Origin of the sequence: Rheinheimera fenheensis (assembly GCF_039871805.1) — a bacterium.
Classification (GTDB): Bacteria; Pseudomonadota; Gammaproteobacteria; order Enterobacterales; family Alteromonadaceae; genus Alishewanella; species Alishewanella fenheensis.
The window spans coordinates 281647-300829 of sequence record NZ_JBDPJM010000001.1; the positions used below are offsets into that span (position 1 = coordinate 281647).

Consider the following 19183-nt stretch of genomic DNA (forward strand, 5'->3'; position numbering starts at 1 on the left):
ATTTATACCGGTATCTGGCAAAAATGTCTATTAACAGTACGTCATTCATAGACTTAACCCGCGGTACTTTGCCGTAAAAAACGCCTTGTTTACCGCAAAAACTAAGCTTGCTAAACCAGCAGCACAAACAGGAGCCAGCTGATGAACACCAGAACTGAGCACGACAGCATGGGGCCACTGGAAGTCCCGGTATCCGCACTGTATCAGGCGCAAACTGAGCGCGCCCGGCAAAACTTTCGCTTAAGCCCGTTAAAACTGCCGCAGCGTTTTATTCAGGCCTTGTTACTGCTAAAACACGCTGCAGCGCTGGCAAACCGACAATTGGGGGTACTGCCACCTTCGATTGCCGATGCCATTATTCACGCGGCACAAAACCAGCTGGTGCAGACCGATATGCAGCACTACCCGCTGGATGTGTTTCAGACCGGCTCAGCCACCAGCAGCAACATGAATGTCAACGAAGTACTGGCCACTCTGGCCAGCCGTGAATTGGACAGCCGTGTCAGCCCTAACGATCATGTTAATCTGGGCCAAAGCAGTAATGACAGCATACCCACAGCCATTCATATTAGTGCCAGCCTGGCGCTGGAGCAGCAGCTGCTGCCAGCACTGCAACGGTTACAACGCACACTGACTGAAAAAAGCCAGCAAATTGGTCATATCGTCAAAACGGGCCGCACCCATCTGATGGATGCCATGCCCGTTACCTTTGCACAGGTACTAGGTGGCTGGCAAGCGCAACTGGCGGCGGCAGAACAGGCATTGTTAACGCAGCAGCACAACCTGCAGCAATTGGCACAGGGCGGCACTGCCGTTGGCACTGGCGTTAACGCAGCTCCCGGCTTTGCTTTGCTGTTTTGTCAGGAACTGTCAGCACTGACCGGCCAGCCGTTTCGCCCGGCAAATAACTATTTCAGTGCAATTGGCAGCCAGGATACCGCGGTTGCCACGTCCGGTGCGTTAAAGGTATTAGCGGTAAGCCTGATGAAACTGTGTAATGACTTACGCTGGATGAACTCCGGCCCCCTGGCGGGCCTGGCAGAAATCAGTTTACCGGCGCTGCAGCCAGGCTCGTCCATTATGCCAGGCAAAGTTAACCCGGTGATCCCGGAGGCGGTTGCTATGTTGTGTGCTCAGGTGATCGGCAATGACGCCAGCATCACTATCGCAGGCCAAAGCGGCAACTTTGAACTGAATGTGATGTTACCGCTGGTGGCGTATAACCTGCTGCAAAGCATAGAGCTACTCGCCAATGGCTGTAACGCCCTGGCCGGGCAGGCTATTGCCGGTTTTAGCGTAAATGAAGCCAACATTGCCAAAGCGCTGGCACTTAACCCTGTCTTGGTCACTGCGCTTAATCCATTGATTGGCTACAGCAAAGCGGCCGACATTGCCAAACAAGCCTACCAACAGCAGCGGCCAATACTGGACGTTGCACAAGAGCATACCGGCTATAGCCGCACTGAGCTTGAGGCCCTGCTTAACCCGGCAAAACTGGCTAATGGCGGGGTAATAACCTGAGCGAGCGTTTATACAGTGGCATTGAATATTCAACGCTATTTCTTTTAACGTTTTAATAAATATTCGTTGCACTTTATGGTGGTTTTATCGGTATAATCCGGCCTTGTTTTACATCAACATAACAATAAGGAAGCTGTACTATGGAGAATAATATAACCAGCCCGACGCAACCCCGGGTAGGTAAGGTCGCATTTAGCGGTCAGGCCGGTGAGTTTTTTGGTATCTGGATCGTTAACCTGCTGCTAAGTATCGTTACGCTGGGCATTTACAGTGCCTGGGCCAAAGTACGTACTAACCAGTATTTCTATGGCCATACCCGCATTGATAACCAGCCATTTCGTTATCTGGCCAGCCCAATACAAATTTTAAAAGGCCGAATTATTGCCGTTATTATCTTTGCGCTGTTTTTTGCCCTTTCTTCTTTATCACCACAAGCCGCCTTGCTGCTGGCACTGCCGTTTATGCTGCTGTCACCCTGGCTGATTGTACAAAGCATGAAATTTAATATGCGTATGACCAGCTACCGCAATGTGCGCTTTGCTTTTCATGGTAACTACCTGGGCGCATTAAAATACTTTGTGTTATTGCCGGTACTGTCGGTCTTTACGTTGTATCTGGCCATGCCGTGGGCGCTGAAAAAAATAGACCAGTATCTGTGTAGCAACATCAGTTTTGGTGGTAAAAAGCTGCAAGTGAATACAGACACCAGCTCATACTATATTGCCGCCCTGGTTGCCTTTGCCGCCATTATGGGTCTGGCGATTGTTATTGGTATCGTCGCTGCGATTATCGGGTTTATTGCCGCAGCGACTGTAGGGAATGGCATTGACAGTACAGCCGGACGCGGTGCTGTGGCCGTGCTGATTTCAGTTGTGATGTTCGCCTTATACTTCGTTGGCTTCGCGCTAAGCGGTGCTATCTATCAGAGCATGATCCGTAACCACCTGTTTGGGCGCACAGAACTGCCGGGCGTAGCCAAATTTAAGTCGGAAATGCAGGTTATTCCCTATGCCTGGCTGATTTTATCTAACCTGTTGGCCATTATTGTTACCCTGGGTCTGGCCTACCCCTGGACTAAGATCCGCAAAGCCGCCTATTTGGCCAGTGTAACGACCGTTGCGGTTTATCCGGCGATCGACAGCCTGGTTGACGAAGTGCAGCAAGACAGTAACGCCTTTGGTGAGGAAGCCGCTGGCCTGTTTGATGTCGATGTGTCACTGGCATAATGCATAACACAACCTTTGTTCAGGGCCAGTTCCAGTTTGCCGGCAGCAGCACGCTACATGCTGCCGAGGCTGAACTTAGCCCGCAGGGCATGCTGCTTATCCGCAGCAGCGATAACAAAACTCTGCTGGCACAGGCCGGCACGGACGACTATCGCTTTGGCATTGCCGTGCCTGGTCTGGCGGTAGAGCTGCGTTTGCGTGACGGTGCTGTTTTCGTGCCCAGCGATAGCCGTTATCGCTGGCCGCGGCTGTCTAAACGCAGCGCACTGGCAGAGCGGCTGGAAAGCCATAAGTTATCCATTTTGGCGGCGCTACTGCTCTCGCCCTTGCTGCTGTGGTGGATCATTGTCGATTTAATGCCAATGCTGGCCAGCGCTGCCGTGCCACTGGTACCTGACAGTGTAAAACAGCAAATGGGCCGGCAAACCTTTTACAGTTTGCAAAAAACCACCTTAGCGCCGACTGAGTTACCCGCAGAGCAGCAAGCCATGGTGCGCTACCATTGGCAGATGGCGTTAAACCAACTTTCACTGGAACAGCGCCAGTATCAGTTGCATTTGTTTAAGTCAGACTTTTTCGGCGCCAATGCCTTTGCGCTGCCCGATGGTACTGTGGTGATTACTGATCAGCTGGTCAGCCTGCTAAAAGATCAACCCGATGCCATTTTGGCGGTCTTGCTGCACGAAATTGGTCATGTCGAAGGCCAGCATAGCGTGCGGTTAATCGCCCAGTCATTGGGGGCCACACTGGTGATCGGTATTGTGTTTGGCAACCCCGAGGGCGTGGCCGACTTGTTGCTAGGATCTGGCTCAGTGCTGCTGCAAAACGCCTTTTCGCGCGATATGGAGCGCGAGGCCGACCAGTTTGCTATTGCTAAACTGACCGCGCTGGGTAAATCGCCGCAGGCCTTTGCCGATGCAATGGCAGCCTTACTTGCCAGCCATGGCAATGATGGCGAGCAAAGCAGCGTGCTGTTGAAGTATCTTAGCACCCACCCCGACACGCGTGAGCGTATCGAACAGGCTACAGCCAACTAACCTAGAAGCGGCGCCACTTACCCTGGCGCCGTTTTGTTGTTAGCCAGTTTATTGTTATAGTTCAGCAAAATTCAAACAGGGATCCACCGTTATGTTTCGTGTTGCCAGCCTGGCGAGTGCCATCTTCAGTTGTAGTTTAACTGCCGCCCCTGTGGTCGTGTCTGAGATCAAGGGTTATGGTTTTGACAGCCAGCGCCAGCTGCAGCAGTTCAGTGTGCTGGTGTTTGACGATGAAAGCGGCAAAGTGCTGGCACGGGGTGATAACAGCCTGTTAGCAAAGTACCCCGAAGCGAAACAGCTTAACGGTCAGGGCAAAACCCTGTTACCCGGTTTAATTGACGGCCACGGCCATGTGCTGGGGCTGGGGCAAAACCTGGCGCAGGTAGAGCTGCGCGGCAGCCAAAGTGAGCAAGAAGCGGTAGCGCGCGTGGCTGCATTTGCAAACGCTAACAAAGACGCGCCCTGGATTGTTGGCCGCGGCTGGAACCAGGTACTGTGGCCTACCAATAGCTTTCCCAGCAGCGCCAGCCTGGATGAAGCCATTAGCGATAAACCGGTTTATTTGGAACGTATCGATGCTCATGCCGGCTGGGCCAACAGTAAAGCCCTGGCGCTGGCCGGCATCACCAAAGACAGCATAGATCCACCAGGCGGCGAGATAGTGCGCGATGCCAAAGGCAACCCCACAGGTGTATTAATTGACAATGCCATGCTACTGGTTGAGCAACATATCCCCACACCGGATAACGCAGCCAAAGTACGCGCGCTTAACGCAGCTTTTGACCACCTGCTGGCACTGGGCATTACCAGTGTGCACGATGCCGGTGTTGATACCGATACTGTCAAGTTGTATCAGCAACTGGCGGCTGAGCAAAAACTACCGATGCGTATTTACCCTATGCTGTCGGCACGCGACCCACAGCTGCCAGACTGGCTCAAGGCCGGCATTATCGATGACCCAGAGGATTTTTTAGATATCCGCTCAGTAAAAATCTACGGTGACGGCGCTCTGGGTAGCCGCGGTGCAGCATTAATCGAGCCCTACAGCGACCAGCCTGGCCAAAAAGGCTTATTAGTCACACAGCCGGACCAGCTAACGCAAATTATGCAAATGACGATTTCCGCCGGTTTTCAAACCAATGTGCACGCCATTGGTGATTTAGCCAACCGGCTGGTGCTGGACCGCTTTGAGAAACTAGTGCCAGAAGATCAACGTGCTGCAAGCCGCCACCGCATCGAACATGCGCAAATCGTCTCGCCGAAAGATATCCCGCGCTTTGCCAAACTGCATGTGCTGCCGGCCATGCAGGCCGTGCATGCTACCTCGGATAAAAATATGGCCGGTGACCGCTTAGGTGTCGCACGGTTACGCGGTGCCTATGCCTGGCGCAGCTTTATTGATCAGGGCAGCATTATTGTCGGCGGCTCTGACTTCCCGGTAGAACTGGCCAACGCCTTTCACGGTATTCATGCCTCGGTTACCCGCCAGAGTCAGGATAATCAGCCGGTAGGTGGCTGGCTGCCCGAGCAAAAGCTCAGCCTAACCGAAGCGCTGCGCTCTTTTACCGTGGATGCCGCTTATGGCGCCTTTCAGGATGACAGTATGGGGACTTTAGCCCCCGGCAGCTGGGCTGATTTTATTCTTGTCGACCGCGACATTTACACTATTCCGTCTGAGCAGCTATGGCGGGTAGAAGTAGAGCAAACCTTTGTTAACGGCAAACAGGTATTTGCGAAATGATCAGCCAAAAATGGAGCAAGCTTGTCCGCTCCTTACAGCAAAAAAAGTACCGCAAAGCTGAACAGCTGTTTTTTGTCGAAGGCGAAAAGGCGGTGCTGGAACTGCTGGCGTCCGGCTGGCAGGTTGAGGCGGTATTTGCCACCGATAACTTCTTACAGCACTACCCGCAGCAAGTAAAAACCGCTGCACTGGTGCAGCCCTGCAGTGCCGACGAGCTGGTAAAAGCAGGCACCTTCAGCAGTAATGATGCCGCGCTGGCAGTAGTAAAAATGCCAGCCCACAGCGATTTTGTGCCGCCCAGTCACGGCTTTGTGCTGGTGCTGGATCAAATTAACGACCCGGGCAATTTGGGCACCATTATCCGCATTGCCGACTGGTACGGTATCAAGCATATTATTTGCTCGCCCGACACCGCCGACTGTTATAACCCTAAAGTCATCGCCGCGGCTAAAGGCTCATTTTTACGCGTACAACTGCATTACCAAGTGCTACAGCCGCTGCTGACACAGGCTACGCTGCCGGTGTACGGCGCTTATTTAGGCGGTGAGTCGGTGCATCAGCTAAAACTCAGTGCTAGCGGCGGCTTTATTGTGCTGGGTAACGAAGCCAATGGGATTAGCCCTGAGCTTGAACAGGTAATCAGCCGTAAAATTACCATTCCGGCCTTTGGTGATGCAGAGTCACTGAATGTCGGCATCGCTGCAGCGGTGATTTGTGATAACCTTATGCGCTTAAGTAAAGCCTAATATATCTATCGGTGACCTTATGACCTTTGCCAGTATCGACAGTCAAATTGGTAATACCCGTTTAGTGAAACTGCAACGTATGGCAGCGCATACCAACAGCACTGTGTTGCTTAAGCTGGAAGGCGATAACCCGGCGGGTTCGGTGAAAGACAGGCCGGCGCTGAATATGATAGTGCAGGCTGAAAAACGCGGCACCATTAAGCCCGGCGATCGCATTATTGAAGCCACCAGCGGCAATACCGGTATAGCGCTGGCGATGGCGGCGGCGATTAAAGGCTACAAGATGACGCTGATTATGCCGGACAACGCCACCGAAGAGCGAAAAAGCGGTATGCGTGCTTATGGCGCTGAACTGATTTTAGTGACTAAAGAGCAAGGTATGGAAGGCGCGCGCGATCTCGCCTTGCAAATGCAGGCTGACGGCAAAGGCATAGTGTTGGACCAGTTTAACAACCCGGACAATCCGGCAGCGCATTATGCCAGCACGGGGCCGGAAATCTGGCAGCAAAGTCAGCAGCAAATTACCCATTTTGTCAGCAGCATGGGCACTACCGGCACCATTATGGGTGTATCGCGTTATTTGAAAGAACAAAACCCGGCAATTCAGATTGTCGGCCTGCAACCGGCTGAGGGCGCCAGTATCCCCGGCATTCGCCGCTGGCCGGAGGCTTATTTACCGGGCTTTTTCGATAAAAGCCGGGTTGATCAGATCATTGATATTGCCCAGGACGATGCGCTAACCGCCATGCGCCGCCTGGCACGTGAAGAGGGCATTTTCGCCGGTGTCAGCTCAGGTGGTGCCGTGCACGCAGCGGTTAAACTGGCCGAGCAGCATGCTAATGCCGTTATCGTGGCGATTATTTGTGACCGCGGCGATCGTTATCTGTCATCCGGCATATACTGAGCACTAAAGCGCCACTAAACCGGCGTACTCCCTTTTACCAAAAGAGAGCACTGGATGGCACAACAACAAGGGTTAATTCTGGCTATTTTAGCCATCACAGTGGCGCTGTTTTTGTCCGGCCGCTGGCGCCATGATGTGGTTGCCGGCATAGCGCTGATGGCCACCATGCTGTGTGGCCTTATCACCCCACAACAGGCGTTTTCCGGTTTAGCACACCCGGCGGTGGTAACGGTCGCTTGCGTGTTAATTCTTAGTGCTGCCTTGCAACGTACCGGCGCGGTAGACGCCTTAACCCGGCGGGTAATGCCGGCCAAAGCCGGTCGCAATATCAGTATTTTAACCCTGGTGTCGCTGGGCGCGGCGCTGTCCGCCTTTATGAATAATGTCGGTGCCATGGCGCTGCTGATGCCGGTGGCAATACAACTGGCCAGACGGCTTGAGCTCAGCGCGGGGCAGGTACTGATGCCTTTAGCCTTTGGTACCATTTTAGGCGGTATGACAACCCTTATCGGCACCCCGCCGAATTTAATCGTGTCAGGCTTTCGCAACGACAGCGCCACTGCCACTTTTAACATGTTTGATTTTAGCCTGGTGGGTATCCCGGTGGCACTGGCAGGCATCATGCTGGTATCTTTGCTCGGCCGCTACTTGGTGCCAGCACGGAAAACACCGAACGGTGATGGCTTTGAATCCGGCGCTTACATTACCGAGGTGCGGGTAAACAGCAACAGCAAGGTAGCAGGCAAAAGCATCCTGCAGATTGAGCGCGAAGCCGCCGAGATAGACGCGCAGATTATCGGTTTGGTGCGAAAAGACATCCGCTTAATTGCCGCCAACCCACACCGCAAAGTGCTGGCCGATGATATTCTGCTGATTGAAGCTGAAGCCGCTGCCCTGACTGAGCTGTTAGCCTTATTCGATTTAACGCTGGAAGAGGCGGTTGATTTAAATAGTAAAGATGCCTCAGACGAGCAGGAAGCCAGTGCTAAAGATACCTCAGCTGACGACAATAACACTAACGATAATAATGCCGAGATCACGCTAGGTGAGCTGGTAGTGTTACCCGGCTCACCACTGAGTGGGCGTTCGGCCAGTGATTTAATGCTGCGCACCCGCTATGGTCTGAATTTACTGGCGCTGTCCCGCCAGGGCCAGCAATCAGTTAAACGACTGCGCAAAGTAGCACTGCGCTCTGGCGATTTACTGCTGTTACAAGGCCCGGCTGAAGCTATCGCTGAATTTGCCGCCGACAACAACTGCGTGCCTTTGGCTGAGCGGGAGCTGCGCATCCCTAATCGTAAAAAAGCCTGGCAAGCCGGTGGTATTATGCTGGGCGCTATTGTCTGCTCGGCTACCGGCTTGCTGCCGGCGGCAGTGGCGTTTAGCCTGGCGGTGCTGGTTTCCATGTTGCTACAAACCCTGCCTGTTAGCAGCGTCTATCAGGCCATCGACTGGCCGGTCATCATGTTACTGGCCGCGCTGCTGCCGGTTGCCGGCGCCATGGCCTCAACCGGGGCCGCCGATCTGATTGCAGTATTTTTACTGCAAAACCTGGCGCAGGACAGTGCGATTATAGCGCTGGTACTGATTTTACTAATCACCATGCTGCTATCCGATGTGATGAACAATGCCGCAACGGCGGCAGTGATGTGCCCTATTGCGATCAGCACAGCTACTGCGTTGCAAGTAAACGCCGATACCTTTTTAATGGCGGTGGCGATTGGTGCATCCTGCGCGTTTCTTACTCCCATCGGGCATCAGAATAACACGCTCATTCTGGGTCCCGGGGGCTTTCGCTTTGGCGATTACTGGAGGCTGGGCCTGCCGCTGGAGCTGCTGATCACCGTGCTGGCGATTCCACTACTCCTACTCGCCTGGCCACTTTAATTCAACTGTTGTACCTTGCTTTTGCCTCCTGCACTTGGCATAGTGCGCAAAACCCTAACAGGTCAGACCATGATGAGTCAGATACAACCTAATAAACTGCAGCGTATTGTCAGTAAATGCTATCAGCTGCCTGGCTTTATGCGGGCTTTTGCCTTAAGTACGGTGTTTGGTCGGGTGATTAAGTTTGCCGGTACCGCTGGCGTTGAAGTGCTGGAACTAAAAGGTAACCGCTCGGTGCTGCGGCTGAAAAACCGCAAGAAGGCACAAAATCACATCGGTTCGGTGCACGCTGCTGCTACAGGCTTGCTGGCCGAGTCTGCCACCGGCTTTTTAGTCGGCATTCACCTGCCTGATAGTAAGCTGCCGCTGCTAAAACAAATGCAGATTGATTACATTAAGCGCTCCAGCGGTGATTTAACCGCTGTGGCCACCTTAACGGCTGAGCAAATCGCCGCCATGCATAGTGAAGACAAAGGCGAAGTCACCGTCGCAGTTACCATTACCGACAGCGCCGGTATTGAACCGGTCAACGCTAAAATGACCTGGGCCTGGATACCGAGAAAGCGCTAACTTAGAACAGAATAGTCTCTTACACTGCCGGCGGCTGACGTATAATACCGCCATCTTGTGATCAGCTGCTGTCTTGCCTTGTCTTACGAATACCTAGCCTTATGCGCTGCCGCCTGCTGGGCCTGCGGCAGCCTGATGTCCGCCACCGCCTCTACCCATTTAGGTGCCTTTGCGTTCACCCGCTGGCGTATGCTGTGTGCCGCTATGATGCTCTGGCTAATAGCCGCCGTGACCGGCGGTTGGGCGACGCTGGTAGTCGATAGCCTGGGTGTGCTGGTGCTGTCCGGCGTTATTGGCATTTTTGTCGGCGATACCGCACTATTTGCCGCCATGAACCGCCTCGGCCCGCGCCGCGCCGGTGTACTCTTTGCCACCCATAGTGTGTTTTCCGTTGTTCTGGCCTACTTTTTTTTCGGCGAAACCCAGTGGGGCTGGACCTTAGCGGGCAGCAGCTTATTGGTTAGCGGTGTGATGATCGCCATTTTCTTTGGCAAGCGCAAAACCGAACTGCACGCCTGGGAAGCTAACCAAAGCCAGCTTAAATCGGGTGTTGCGCTGGGTTTATTGGCCGCCTTGTGTCAGGCTGTTGCCACCCTGATGTTAAAACCGCTGATGGAGACCGATATTGATGCTGTGTCGGCCAGCGCCGTGCGTATGAGCACCGCCTTTGTGCTACACCAGCTGATCTTTATGCTGGGCTTTCGCGTTGCCAGAGCTTATTTGCCAATGACAAAAAAAGTATTGTTACTGGTTGTCGCCAATGCTGCGCTGTCCATGGTGCTGGGCATGACATTAATTCTACAGGCATTAAAACACGGTGATGCCGGCATGGTGGCGATCTTGTCTTCTGTCAGCCCCGTCATGGTATTACCTCTGTTGTGGCTGGTATACAAACGCAGCCCGGCTTTAGGTGCCTGGCTGGGCGCAAGCCTTACCGTACTGGGTACGGTGCTGATTTTACTGAAAAACTGACTTTGCAACGTTTTTGCTTAATACTGGCCTAACATAGCATTAGTCTGGATTACGTGGAGACGCAGATGACTTTGTTAGCCAAACTGAGCAAAGGCCAGCGCCTGCTGACATTGCTCGCCTGCCTTCTGGCATTAGCGCTGGGAACCTATTCAGGCGTGCTGCAGCAACGCATCCTTAACCCGCTACTGTCGCCGCTGGATCAGCAAGCCCATAGCGCGCTAAAACACAGCTTAATGCTCAGCAGTGCTTCTTTTGCTACCGCCCGTTTAATTGACCGCGGCATTGCTTTTGTTTCCGAAGCTGAAGTCGGCGTGGGTGTAGCCAGCGTTAAGCCCGGCCAGTTATTAAAGCCCTTGCAGGATATGGCGGTTCGCTACTCTGATGTGATGGTGGTGGCGATGACATCAATTGGCCTGCAGTTATTTTTGCTCGAATTTGGCAAACTGGCAGCATTGCCCTTGTTTGGTGGCGGTGTGTTAGTGTCTGCGACCTTGTTCCTGCTTGGCCCAAGGTCGTGGCGGCGCAGTTGCCGCTATTTGCTACGTGGCTTTATTGCCTTGTTACTGATCGTCCGCATCGGTATACCGCTGGCAGCCTATGGCGTAGCAGGTTTGTCTGACTGGGTGCTAACCCCGCAACGTGAAGCGGCAGAAGCAGCATTACAGCTGGAAACCGCGGCATTGCAACGCACAGAGCAACCGGCGCTTAGCACCGAGCAAGGCTCACTAAGCTGGCTTAAGCAAATGGCGGCACAGGCCAATGATTTATTCTCCGCGATGAAAAGCTTCTCCGACAATATGGTCGAGAAGCTTATTCAGCTAATCGTGGTCTATGCACTGCAAACGCTGATTTTCCCGCTACTGTCGCTGTATCTGCTGTGGCAGTCAGGCCGCTGGTTTGTACTGCGGCCCATTGCGCTTACACCCGAAAACGCGATACCAGCCCACTAAGGCGCCGCTCCAACTCGGTCAGCTCACCGGTCGATTTCGCCAGTTCAGAGGCATTATTCGCTGCCTGATCAGCCAGTTGGGCAATCTCGTGAATACTGCGGCTAATGTCAGCCGCTACGGCGGTTTGCTGCTCGGCCGCGGTGGCGATCTGAATGTTCATTTGCGTAATAGTGCTGACCGATTTGGTAATGGTTTGCAGTGACTCACTGGCCTGATCGGCTTGCGCCACCGTTTGCAGTGATTGCTCACGGCCGCGCTGCATAACCGCCACCGCCTCTTTAGTGCCTTGCTGAAACAAATCAATCATCTGCTGAATTTCATTGGTGCTCTGCTGGGTACGGGTGGCCAGGGTGCGTACTTCATCGGCAACAACCGCAAAACCACGGCCTTGCTCGCCGGCGCGAGCGGCTTCTATCGCAGCATTAAGTGCCAGCAAGTTAGTTTGCTCGGCAATACCACGAATAACATTGACCACTGAACCAATCTGGTCGGCGTTGGCGCCCAGTTTTTCAATGGTATCACCGGCTTTATTTACTTCGTCTGCCAGTTTGTTAATCGAGCTGATGGTTTGTGCCACACTGTGCTGACCACCGGCGGCTTCTTTATCGGCTTCCTGCGCCGCACTGGCCGCTAAACCTGCACTGGTAGCCACTTCCTGCACGGCTGTAGACATTTGATACACCGCCGCGGCAACCTGGGTGGTTTCCGCTTTTTGCGTACTGGCGTCGTTATCGCTCAGCTGCACAATTTGCTGCATGGTGCTGGCAGCATGGCTCAGCGCCGTCACCACCTGTTTCACTTCGCTGATAAGCTGCTGAATTTTATGTGCAAAAGCATTAAAGCCGCGCGCCACCTCGCCCACTTCGTCAGCCGTATCGACTTGTAAGCGCTGGGTTAAATCGCCCTCGCCCTGGCCAATGTTAATTAGCGCTGCAGAGGCATTATGCAGCGGTTTTATCACCAGGTTTGCCACAAACAGTGCCAGCACGATCACCAGCCCCAGCAGCACCACGGCACTGCCAAAAATCATCAGCAGGGTGTCACGAATGCGCGCATCTATTTCAATTTGCTGCTCGGCTACGCGCCGGTCTATATCATCAATATAAAAACCCGAACCCAGGATCCAGCGGTTGTTGTACATCGCCGTGGCATAACCCAGCTTAGGTGTTAAGCCACCGCGGGTTTTCTCATCCCACATATATTCGACAAAGCCGCCACCTTTTTTACCGGCGTCAATCAGTTCACGGATCAGCAGCACACCGTTAGGATCTTTTAAATCAATTAGATTACGGCCTTCCAGTGCCTGATTCGAGCCATGCACAATGTTAACGCCCTGCAAGTCATAAACAAACATATAGCCATCGTCGCTGAACTTCATCGCCCGCATCACGGCTTTAGCATCGGTCAGTTGTTGCTCTGTGGGATTTGCTGTTTGAAAGTAGGGTTCAACCGCAGTGACGGCAATGGCGACATGGTGTTCTAGCGCCTCTCGCTTTTCCTGCATCATATCACTGCGAAATTGCTGTATTTCTTGCTCGCCCATAGCACGCATCTGGCTGTACACCAGCAGCATCAGGGCCATCACCACAGTAAGCATTGGCAGCACAGCAAGCAGCAGCATTTTGTTTTTCAGCGTAACATTCAGCATAAAGTGCACTCCGGCGTAATGACTTAAGCGGTTGAATCGTTACAGCATAGTGTAACTAACGGCAAAAGAAAGCCCGATACGACCATGGTCGTGGCCGGCAGTTGCATACGTATGCAGCAGACCGGGCAACCAAGCTGTAATACACTGGCAAAAAGCGCTAAAAACATCACAGGGTAGACTATGCACAACAAAGCCACCTTAATCACTATAACGCTTGCCGGCAGCCTGTTGCTGGCTTGCGGCAAAGCACCAGACCCCACCCATACAATAGCAACTGACAATCAGCCAGCTGTTGAAGCACCGGCAGCGAATAGCAAAGTGGTGGTGTATCAGGTATTTACCCGCTTATTCGGTAATCAGAATGCTAACAATATTCCCTGGGGCACGCTGGAGCAAAACGGTGTCGGTAAATTTGCCGACTTTACGCCTGAAGCCTTAAGCGCCATTAAAGCCATGGGCGTTAGCCATATTTGGTATACCGGGGTACCACACCATGCCCTGGTGCGCGATTACAGCGCCTATGGCATCAGCCATGATGACCCGGATGTGATTAAAGGCCGCGCCGGCTCGCCTTATGCCGTGAAAGACTACTACAACGTGAACCCCGATTTAGCCATCGACCCGGCCAACCGCCTGGCAGAGTTTGAAGCGTTAATAGCGCGTACCCACCAGCATGGCATGAAGGTACTTATCGATATCGTACCCAACCATGTAGCGCGTCAGTATCAGTCACTGTCAAACCCGCCGGGCGTCAGTGATTTTGGCGCCAATGACGACACCAGTGTTGAATATGCCCGCGATAACAACTTTTACTATGTACCGGGCCAGGCCTTTAGCGTGCCGCAGTGGCCGGCGGATTACCAGGTATTGGGCGGCGAGGCGCATCCGGCCGCCGATGGTAAATTTTTGGAAAACCCGGCCAAGTGGACCGGCAATGGCTCATGCGCTGCCCAGCCCGCCTTTGATGACTGGTATGAAACGGTAAAAATTAATTACGGCGTGCGCCCAGACGGCAGTTACGACTTCGACCGCCTGCCCAGCGATTACGCTGAAAAAGACTGGCCGGCGCATTATGCCTTCTGGCAAGGCAAGGACGTGCCAGACTCCTGGCTTAAATTCCGCGATATTACCCAGTATTGGCTGGCCAAAGGCGTTGACGGTTTTCGTTACGATATGGCTGAGATGGTACCGGTCGAGTTCTGGAGCTATTTAAATTCGCACATTAAACAGACTAACCCTAACGCTTTTTTACTGGCTGAGGTGTATCAGCCGCACTTGTATCGCGATTACTTGAAGCTTGGCAAAATGGATTACCTGTACGACAAGGTGGAATTCTACGATAGCTTAAAGCTGGTGATGCAGGGCAAAGGACCCACCTCAGCGCTGGTTGAAACCCAGCAGCGAATGGCCGATATTGAGCATCATATGCTGCACTTTTTAGAAAACCATGACGAGCAGCGCATTGCTGCGCCTGAATTTGCCGGTGATGCGAAAAAAGGCCTACCGGCTATGGTGGTATCTACCACCATCAGCACCTCGCCGACCATGCTGTACTTTGGCCAGCATGTTGGCGAACCGGGTGCGAATGACACCGGCTTTGGTAAAGCCAGCCGCACCACCATTTTTGATTACTGGGGCGTGCCGCAGCATCAAAAGTGGATGAACGATGGCAAGTTTGATGGCGGTGCCTTAAATGCTGAAGCTAAAGCGCTGCACGCTTATTATGAAAAACTGCTTAGCTTTAGCGCCAGCGCGCCGGCATTAATGGGCGGCTATACCGAACTGCATAGCGCTAACCTCTCTGCAGGCACGGCCTACAGCGAGCAACAGCTGGCGTTTGCCCGCTATAGCGATGCGCAAAAGCTGCTGATTGTCAGCCACTTTAATAGTGAAGCAGCGGTCAGTTTTAACCTCACCGTACCGGCTACGCTTATCAGTCAGTGGCAGCTGGCCGATGGCCAATACCGGCTAAGCGACAAACTAAACGGCGGCGAAAATAGCCTTAGCGTAACCAACGGCGTGGGCACAGTGGCGGTTGAACTTGCCCCGCTGGCCTCAGTTATTCTGGAGCTGCAGCCATGAAGTTAGTGTTTGCGTTAATGACATTTTGCTGCGCTTTTGCTAGCGCGGCGGCGCAGTATCAGGCCCATCAACTCGATGGTAATACGCTGCATATTCAAACCGATGAAGGCCAGGTTAGCCTGACGTTTTACCAGCATGATGTGGTGGAAGCCTTTTATCAGCCTAGCGGCCTAAAGCAGCTGCCGTCGTTTAGCATTAGCCAGCAACCACAGCCGCTGACGCTTAACCTTACTGAAAGCGACGATAGTTTACACATCAGTAGCACCAGCCTGAGCGTGGCCATTACCAAGGCACCACTGCAACTTAGCTATCATCGCGGCGAGGAGCTGCTGTTGGCCGAACAGCAAGGTTACTTTAAGCAAGACGGCAACCATGGTTTTCGCTTTGCGCTAACCGCTGGTGAGAAGCTGTTAGGCGGTGGCCAGCGCGTGCTGGGCATGGACCGCCGTGGCCATAAATTCCCGCTGTATAACAAAGCGCATTATGGCTACAGCACCGAGTCAAGCCAGATGTACTTTAGCCTGCCAGCCGTACTGTCGAGCAATAAGTATTTGCTGCTGTTTGATAACAGCGCCAAAGGTGAAGCCGATTTAGGCGCAACCAAGGCTGATGTGATGCAATTTAGTGCCGAGGGTGGCCGCAGCAGCTATGTGCTGGTGGCAGGCGATAATTACCCGGCGATTATCGACAACTACACCCGCTTAACCGGCAAGCCGCCGCTACCGGCGCGCTGGACGCTGGGTAATTATGCCTCGCGCTTTGGTTATCGCAATGAAGCCGAGGTGCGTGATGTGGTAAAACGCTTTGCCGACTTGCAGCTACCGCTGGATGCTTTAGTCATCGATCTGTATTGGTTTGGCCCGGACATTCAGGGCCATATGGGCAACCTGGCCTGGGACAGCAACGCCTTCCCGCAGCCAGAGAAGATGCTGGCCGATCTTAACGCCGATGGCATTAACACCATTTTAGTCACCGAGCCCTTTGTGCTGACCAGCTCCAAACGTTGGCAAGAGGCCGTAGACGCCGGTGCCATTGCGCCGGGACTGGATGGCAAACCAAAAACCTTCGATTTTTATTTTGGTAATACCGGCTTAATTGACGTGTTTAACCCTAAGGCGCGCGACTGGTTCTGGCAAATTTACAAAGGCTTAGCTGAGCAGGGCGTGGCCGGTGTCTGGGGCGATTTAGGCGAGCCGGAAGTGCACCCGGACGATACCGTGCATGCTATAGGTATGGCGAACGAAGTGCATAATGCCTTTGGCCATCAGTGGGCAGATATGGTGTACAGCGGCATGCGCCGCGACTTCCCCGAGCAGCGGCCCTTTATTATGATGCGCGCCGGTGCGCCGGGTAGCCAGCGCTATGGCATGGTACCCTGGACCGGCGATGTTGACCGCAGCTGGGGCGGCCTAAAGCCGCAGGTTGAGCTGGCGCTGAGCATGGGTCTGTTTGGTTTTGGCTACATTCACTCAGATTTGGGCGGTTTTGCCGGCGGTGAAACGTTTGATAAAGAGCTGTATATCCGCTGGCTACAATATGGCGTATTCCAGCCAGTGTACCGGCCACATGCGCAGGAGCACATTGCGCCGGAAGTGGTGTTTCACGATAGCGACACTATTGAAACCCTGCGCCCCTGGCTAAACCTGCGTTATCAACTATTGGCGTATAACTACACCCTGGCCTATCAACACAGCCAAAGCGGCCTGCCGCTAATGCGGCCGCTATTTCTGCTGGATGAGCAAAACCCGGCACTGATGGACGAAAACAACAGCTACCTGTGGGGCGACGCCTTTTTGGTAGCACCGGTTACCGAGCCAGGTGTTAAGAGCTGGCCGGTGCAATTGCCGGGCGGCGTCTGGTTTGATTATTTCAGCGGTAAACGTTATGCCGGCAGCGGCAAAGTCGAGGTGCCGGTAACCCTTGATACCCTGCCGGTGCTGGTAAAAGCAGGCAGCTTTGTGCCTATGGTGGCGCCGGTGGCCAATACCCGCGAGTACAGCAGCCGCACGCTGACGTTGCATTTTTATGCCGACAGCAGTGTTGAGTGCGCCAAAGGCGAAATGTATGAAGATGATGGTAAAACACCGGACGCGGTTGCTAAAGGTCAGTTTGAACTGCTGAACTTTTACTACTTAAAGCAAGCTGATGAACAAAAGTTTGAACTGCGCCGCAGCGGCCAGTACCAAGGTATGCCGGCCAGCCGTGAGCTGACGTTGGTGGTACATAACCAGAACGCTACACCTTCGCAGATCAGTGTCGACGGCCGTTATATCCAGCTGGTGCCACAACAAGCACGGTTTAACCGTATGCAAAATGTGGCCTGGTACGATAAAGCCAGCCGTCAGCTTAAGGTAAAACTGGATTGGCAGGCGGATAAGACGCAGATATCTGTTCGATAGGCCTATGCTAATCCAATAGCGAGGACTGGTTTAGTCTAAACCAACCGTTGACGGCATGGATGCCGGACAAATTCGTCTGGAACGAATTTGAACAGCCTCGCTGGTCCAATGGACAAACTTCACGGATGAAGTTTGTAATCGAGCCTACATGGACGTATGCACGGCGTGTTGGTGTGACTGAACCAGTTCGATGCCAACACGCCAATCTAATCTCTGGTATCAACGGCTTTTTCTATTACAATGACTACGTTATCTGACCAAGGATGCCATAAGTGTACACAGCCGATTTTAATCATAAGCGCAAATTTATCGTCAAGCTGGGCAAGATGCTGCACAAGTACGGTACGCCCGCTTACCGGCTGGAAGCGCACTTAGCCGAGCTGACGACCCATTTAGGTTTAAAAGGCTCCTTTATTATCTCGCCTACCTCAATGACCTTTGTACTATGGACTGAAGGCCACGAGCAGGAATATACACATGCATCACGCGTGAATCCCGGCGATCTGGATTTAGGCGCGCTGTCGCGTACCGACGAGCTGGTTGATCAGGTATTACAGGGCAAGGTCAGCATTAACGAAGCCGATGCGCTGCTCGATGCCATTGATATGCGCCCCAGCTCATACGGCAAACTGGCGACGGCGGTGGCCATGATGGCCTCGGGCGGCGCTTTTGCCATGCTAATGGCCACCAGCTGGAACGATGTGCTGTGGTCATCGCTGCTCTCGTTAGTGGTGTACCTGTTTATGCTTTGGGCCACGCACTCACCGCGTATTGCTAATATGCTCGAGCCGTTAGTAGCGTTGGCCGCAGGTATTGTGGCCTGTGCTATCAGTGCCTATATCGACCCCGGCATTAATATCCGTTTAGCGGTGCTGTCGGCCATTATTGCCTTTATTCCCGGCCTGGCGCTAACTATCGGCTTTGCCGAGTTAGCAGCACGGCATCTGGTGTCGGGCAATGCCCGCATTATGGATGCGTTAATGCTGCTGTTTAAGCTGTATTTTGGTGCGCTGTTGGGCATTGAAATTGGCTTTGCCCTGTTTGGCGTGGTCGACTTTGTTAAACCGGCGCCTATTTCCCACCACTTTGCCTGGCTCGCCGTCGGCATACTGGTAAGTGCGCTTATCGTGCTGTTTAAAAGCCGCGGTAAATATACGCTGTGGTCACTGGCTGCCGGCTTTATTGCCTATGGCGTCAGCTTTAGTGGCGCCACCTTATTCGATGCCACTATCGGCGCCTTTTTAGGTGCCTTTGCCGTTGGCCTGTACAGCAATTTGTTTACCCGTTTAGCTAAGGCACCGGCCGTTATTGTCGCCATGCATGGCTTAATTGTGCTGGTACCGGGCAGCAAAACCTATATCGGCTTAAACTCGCTGATCTCCGGCCAGGATTTTGTCGTGTCAGACCGGGTAGGCCAGCAAACCTTTTTAATTTTAATGGCACTGGTGGCCGGGCTGATTTTTGCCAACGTCGCCTTGCCGCCGAAAAAGAGCCTGTAAC

General features: G+C 53.3%; 14 protein-coding genes. 13 read left to right on the forward strand and 1 reads right to left on the reverse strand.

Annotation, left to right across the window (positions count from 1 at the left end; all coding sequences use genetic code 11):
* The first annotated feature begins 141 nt into the window (after positions 1-141).
* From ABGI61_RS01145 to ABGI61_RS01190, 10 genes are all read left to right on the forward strand, one after another.
* Positions 142-1521 (forward strand): class II fumarate hydratase, encoded by a 1380-nt coding sequence (locus ABGI61_RS01145; RefSeq protein WP_347595589.1) that lies wholly within the window; start codon positions 142-144, stop codon positions 1519-1521.
* Between the two features lie 140 nt (positions 1522-1661).
* Positions 1662-2747 (forward strand): YjgN family protein, encoded by a 1086-nt coding sequence (locus tag ABGI61_RS01150; protein ID WP_347595592.1) that lies wholly within the window; start codon positions 1662-1664, stop codon positions 2745-2747.
* Positions 2747-3784 carry a M48 family metallopeptidase gene (locus ABGI61_RS01155; protein WP_347595595.1) on the forward strand — a complete coding sequence of 346 codons (1038 nt, stop codon included), beginning with the start codon at positions 2747-2749 and terminating at the stop codon, positions 3782-3784. The genes ABGI61_RS01150 and ABGI61_RS01155 overlap by 1 nt, the downstream gene beginning before the upstream one ends.
* 91 nt (positions 3785-3875) lie before the next feature.
* Positions 3876-5525, forward strand: coding sequence for an amidohydrolase (locus ABGI61_RS01160; RefSeq protein WP_347595598.1), 1650 nt, complete (start codon positions 3876-3878; stop codon positions 5523-5525).
* Positions 5522-6271 (forward strand): TrmH family RNA methyltransferase, encoded by a 750-nt coding sequence (locus ABGI61_RS01165; protein WP_347595601.1) that lies wholly within the window; start codon positions 5522-5524, stop codon positions 6269-6271. Before ABGI61_RS01160 ends, ABGI61_RS01165 begins: the two co-directional genes overlap by 4 nt.
* A 19-nt stretch (positions 6272-6290) precedes the next feature.
* On the forward strand, positions 6291-7175 hold the full coding sequence (gene cysM / locus ABGI61_RS01170; protein WP_347595604.1) for a cysteine synthase CysM: 885 nt from the start codon (positions 6291-6293) through the stop codon (positions 7173-7175).
* Positions 7176-7229: 54 nt separating this feature from the next.
* On the forward strand, positions 7230-9062 hold the full coding sequence (locus ABGI61_RS01175; RefSeq protein WP_347595607.1) for an SLC13 family permease: 1833 nt from the start codon (positions 7230-7232) through the stop codon (positions 9060-9062).
* A 69-nt stretch (positions 9063-9131) separates the two neighbouring features.
* Complete coding sequence (locus ABGI61_RS01180; RefSeq protein WP_347595610.1) at positions 9132-9632, forward strand: DUF4442 domain-containing protein; 501 nt, start codon at positions 9132-9134, stop codon at positions 9630-9632.
* Positions 9633-9689: 57 nt separating this feature from the next.
* The gene (locus ABGI61_RS01185) at positions 9690-10604 is read left to right on the forward strand and encodes a DMT family transporter (RefSeq protein ID WP_347595613.1); all 915 of its coding nucleotides are present in this window, start codon (positions 9690-9692) and stop codon (positions 10602-10604) included.
* Positions 10605-10669: 65 nt separating this feature from the next.
* Positions 10670-11554 carry a hypothetical protein gene (locus ABGI61_RS01190; RefSeq protein WP_347595616.1) on the forward strand — a complete coding sequence of 295 codons (885 nt, stop codon included), beginning with the start codon at positions 10670-10672 and terminating at the stop codon, positions 11552-11554.
* On the opposite strand, the gene ABGI61_RS01195 is transcribed toward ABGI61_RS01190, so the two are convergent.
* The gene (locus tag ABGI61_RS01195) at positions 11523-13202 is read right to left on the reverse strand and encodes a methyl-accepting chemotaxis protein (RefSeq protein ID WP_347595619.1); all 1680 of its coding nucleotides are present in this window, start codon (positions 13200-13202) and stop codon (positions 11523-11525) included. The genes ABGI61_RS01190 and ABGI61_RS01195 overlap by 32 nt on opposite strands.
* 180 nt (positions 13203-13382) lie before the next feature.
* Between ABGI61_RS01195 and ABGI61_RS01200 the strand changes: the two genes are divergently transcribed.
* The 3 genes from ABGI61_RS01200 (at position 13383) to ABGI61_RS01210 (ending at position 19182) form a co-directional block, all read left to right on the forward strand.
* A complete protein-coding gene (locus ABGI61_RS01200; protein WP_347595622.1) occupies positions 13383-15284 on the forward strand; it encodes an alpha-amylase family protein in 1902 nt (633 codons plus the stop codon).
* Positions 15281-17683 (forward strand): glycoside hydrolase family 31 protein, encoded by a 2403-nt coding sequence (locus tag ABGI61_RS01205; RefSeq protein ID WP_347595625.1) that lies wholly within the window; start codon positions 15281-15283, stop codon positions 17681-17683. The genes ABGI61_RS01200 and ABGI61_RS01205 overlap by 4 nt, the downstream gene beginning before the upstream one ends.
* A 272-nt stretch (positions 17684-17955) precedes the next feature.
* Positions 17956-19182 carry a threonine/serine exporter family protein gene (locus ABGI61_RS01210; RefSeq protein WP_347595628.1) on the forward strand — a complete coding sequence of 409 codons (1227 nt, stop codon included), beginning with the start codon at positions 17956-17958 and terminating at the stop codon, positions 19180-19182.
* The last annotated feature ends 1 nt before the right edge of the window (position 19183 follow it).

Excerpts from the sequence above, each read along its gene's own strand:
- ABGI61_RS01175 (WP_347595607.1), top strand. The coding sequence starts at position 7,230 with ATGGCACAACAACAAGGGTTAATTCTGGCTATTTTAGCCATCACAGTG.
- ABGI61_RS01195 (WP_347595619.1), bottom strand. The coding sequence starts at position 13,202 with ATGCTGAATGTTACGCTGAAAAACAAAATGCTGCTGCTTGCTGTGCTG.
- ABGI61_RS01200 (WP_347595622.1), top strand. The coding sequence starts at position 13,383 with ATGCACAACAAAGCCACCTTAATCACTATAACGCTTGCCGGCAGCCTG.
- ABGI61_RS01205 (WP_347595625.1), top strand. The coding sequence starts at position 15,281 with ATGAAGTTAGTGTTTGCGTTAATGACATTTTGCTGCGCTTTTGCTAGC.
- ABGI61_RS01160 (WP_347595598.1), top strand. The coding sequence starts at position 3,876 with ATGTTTCGTGTTGCCAGCCTGGCGAGTGCCATCTTCAGTTGTAGTTTA.
- ABGI61_RS01180 (WP_347595610.1), top strand. The coding sequence starts at position 9,132 with ATGATGAGTCAGATACAACCTAATAAACTGCAGCGTATTGTCAGTAAA.
- ABGI61_RS01165 (WP_347595601.1), top strand. The coding sequence starts at position 5,522 with ATGATCAGCCAAAAATGGAGCAAGCTTGTCCGCTCCTTACAGCAAAAA.
- cysM (WP_347595604.1), top strand. The coding sequence starts at position 6,291 with ATGACCTTTGCCAGTATCGACAGTCAAATTGGTAATACCCGTTTAGTG.
- ABGI61_RS01145 (WP_347595589.1), top strand. The coding sequence starts at position 142 with ATGAACACCAGAACTGAGCACGACAGCATGGGGCCACTGGAAGTCCCG.
- ABGI61_RS01155 (WP_347595595.1), top strand. The coding sequence starts at position 2,747 with ATGCATAACACAACCTTTGTTCAGGGCCAGTTCCAGTTTGCCGGCAGC.
- ABGI61_RS01150 (WP_347595592.1), top strand. The coding sequence starts at position 1,662 with ATGGAGAATAATATAACCAGCCCGACGCAACCCCGGGTAGGTAAGGTC.
- ABGI61_RS01190 (WP_347595616.1), top strand. The coding sequence starts at position 10,670 with ATGACTTTGTTAGCCAAACTGAGCAAAGGCCAGCGCCTGCTGACATTG.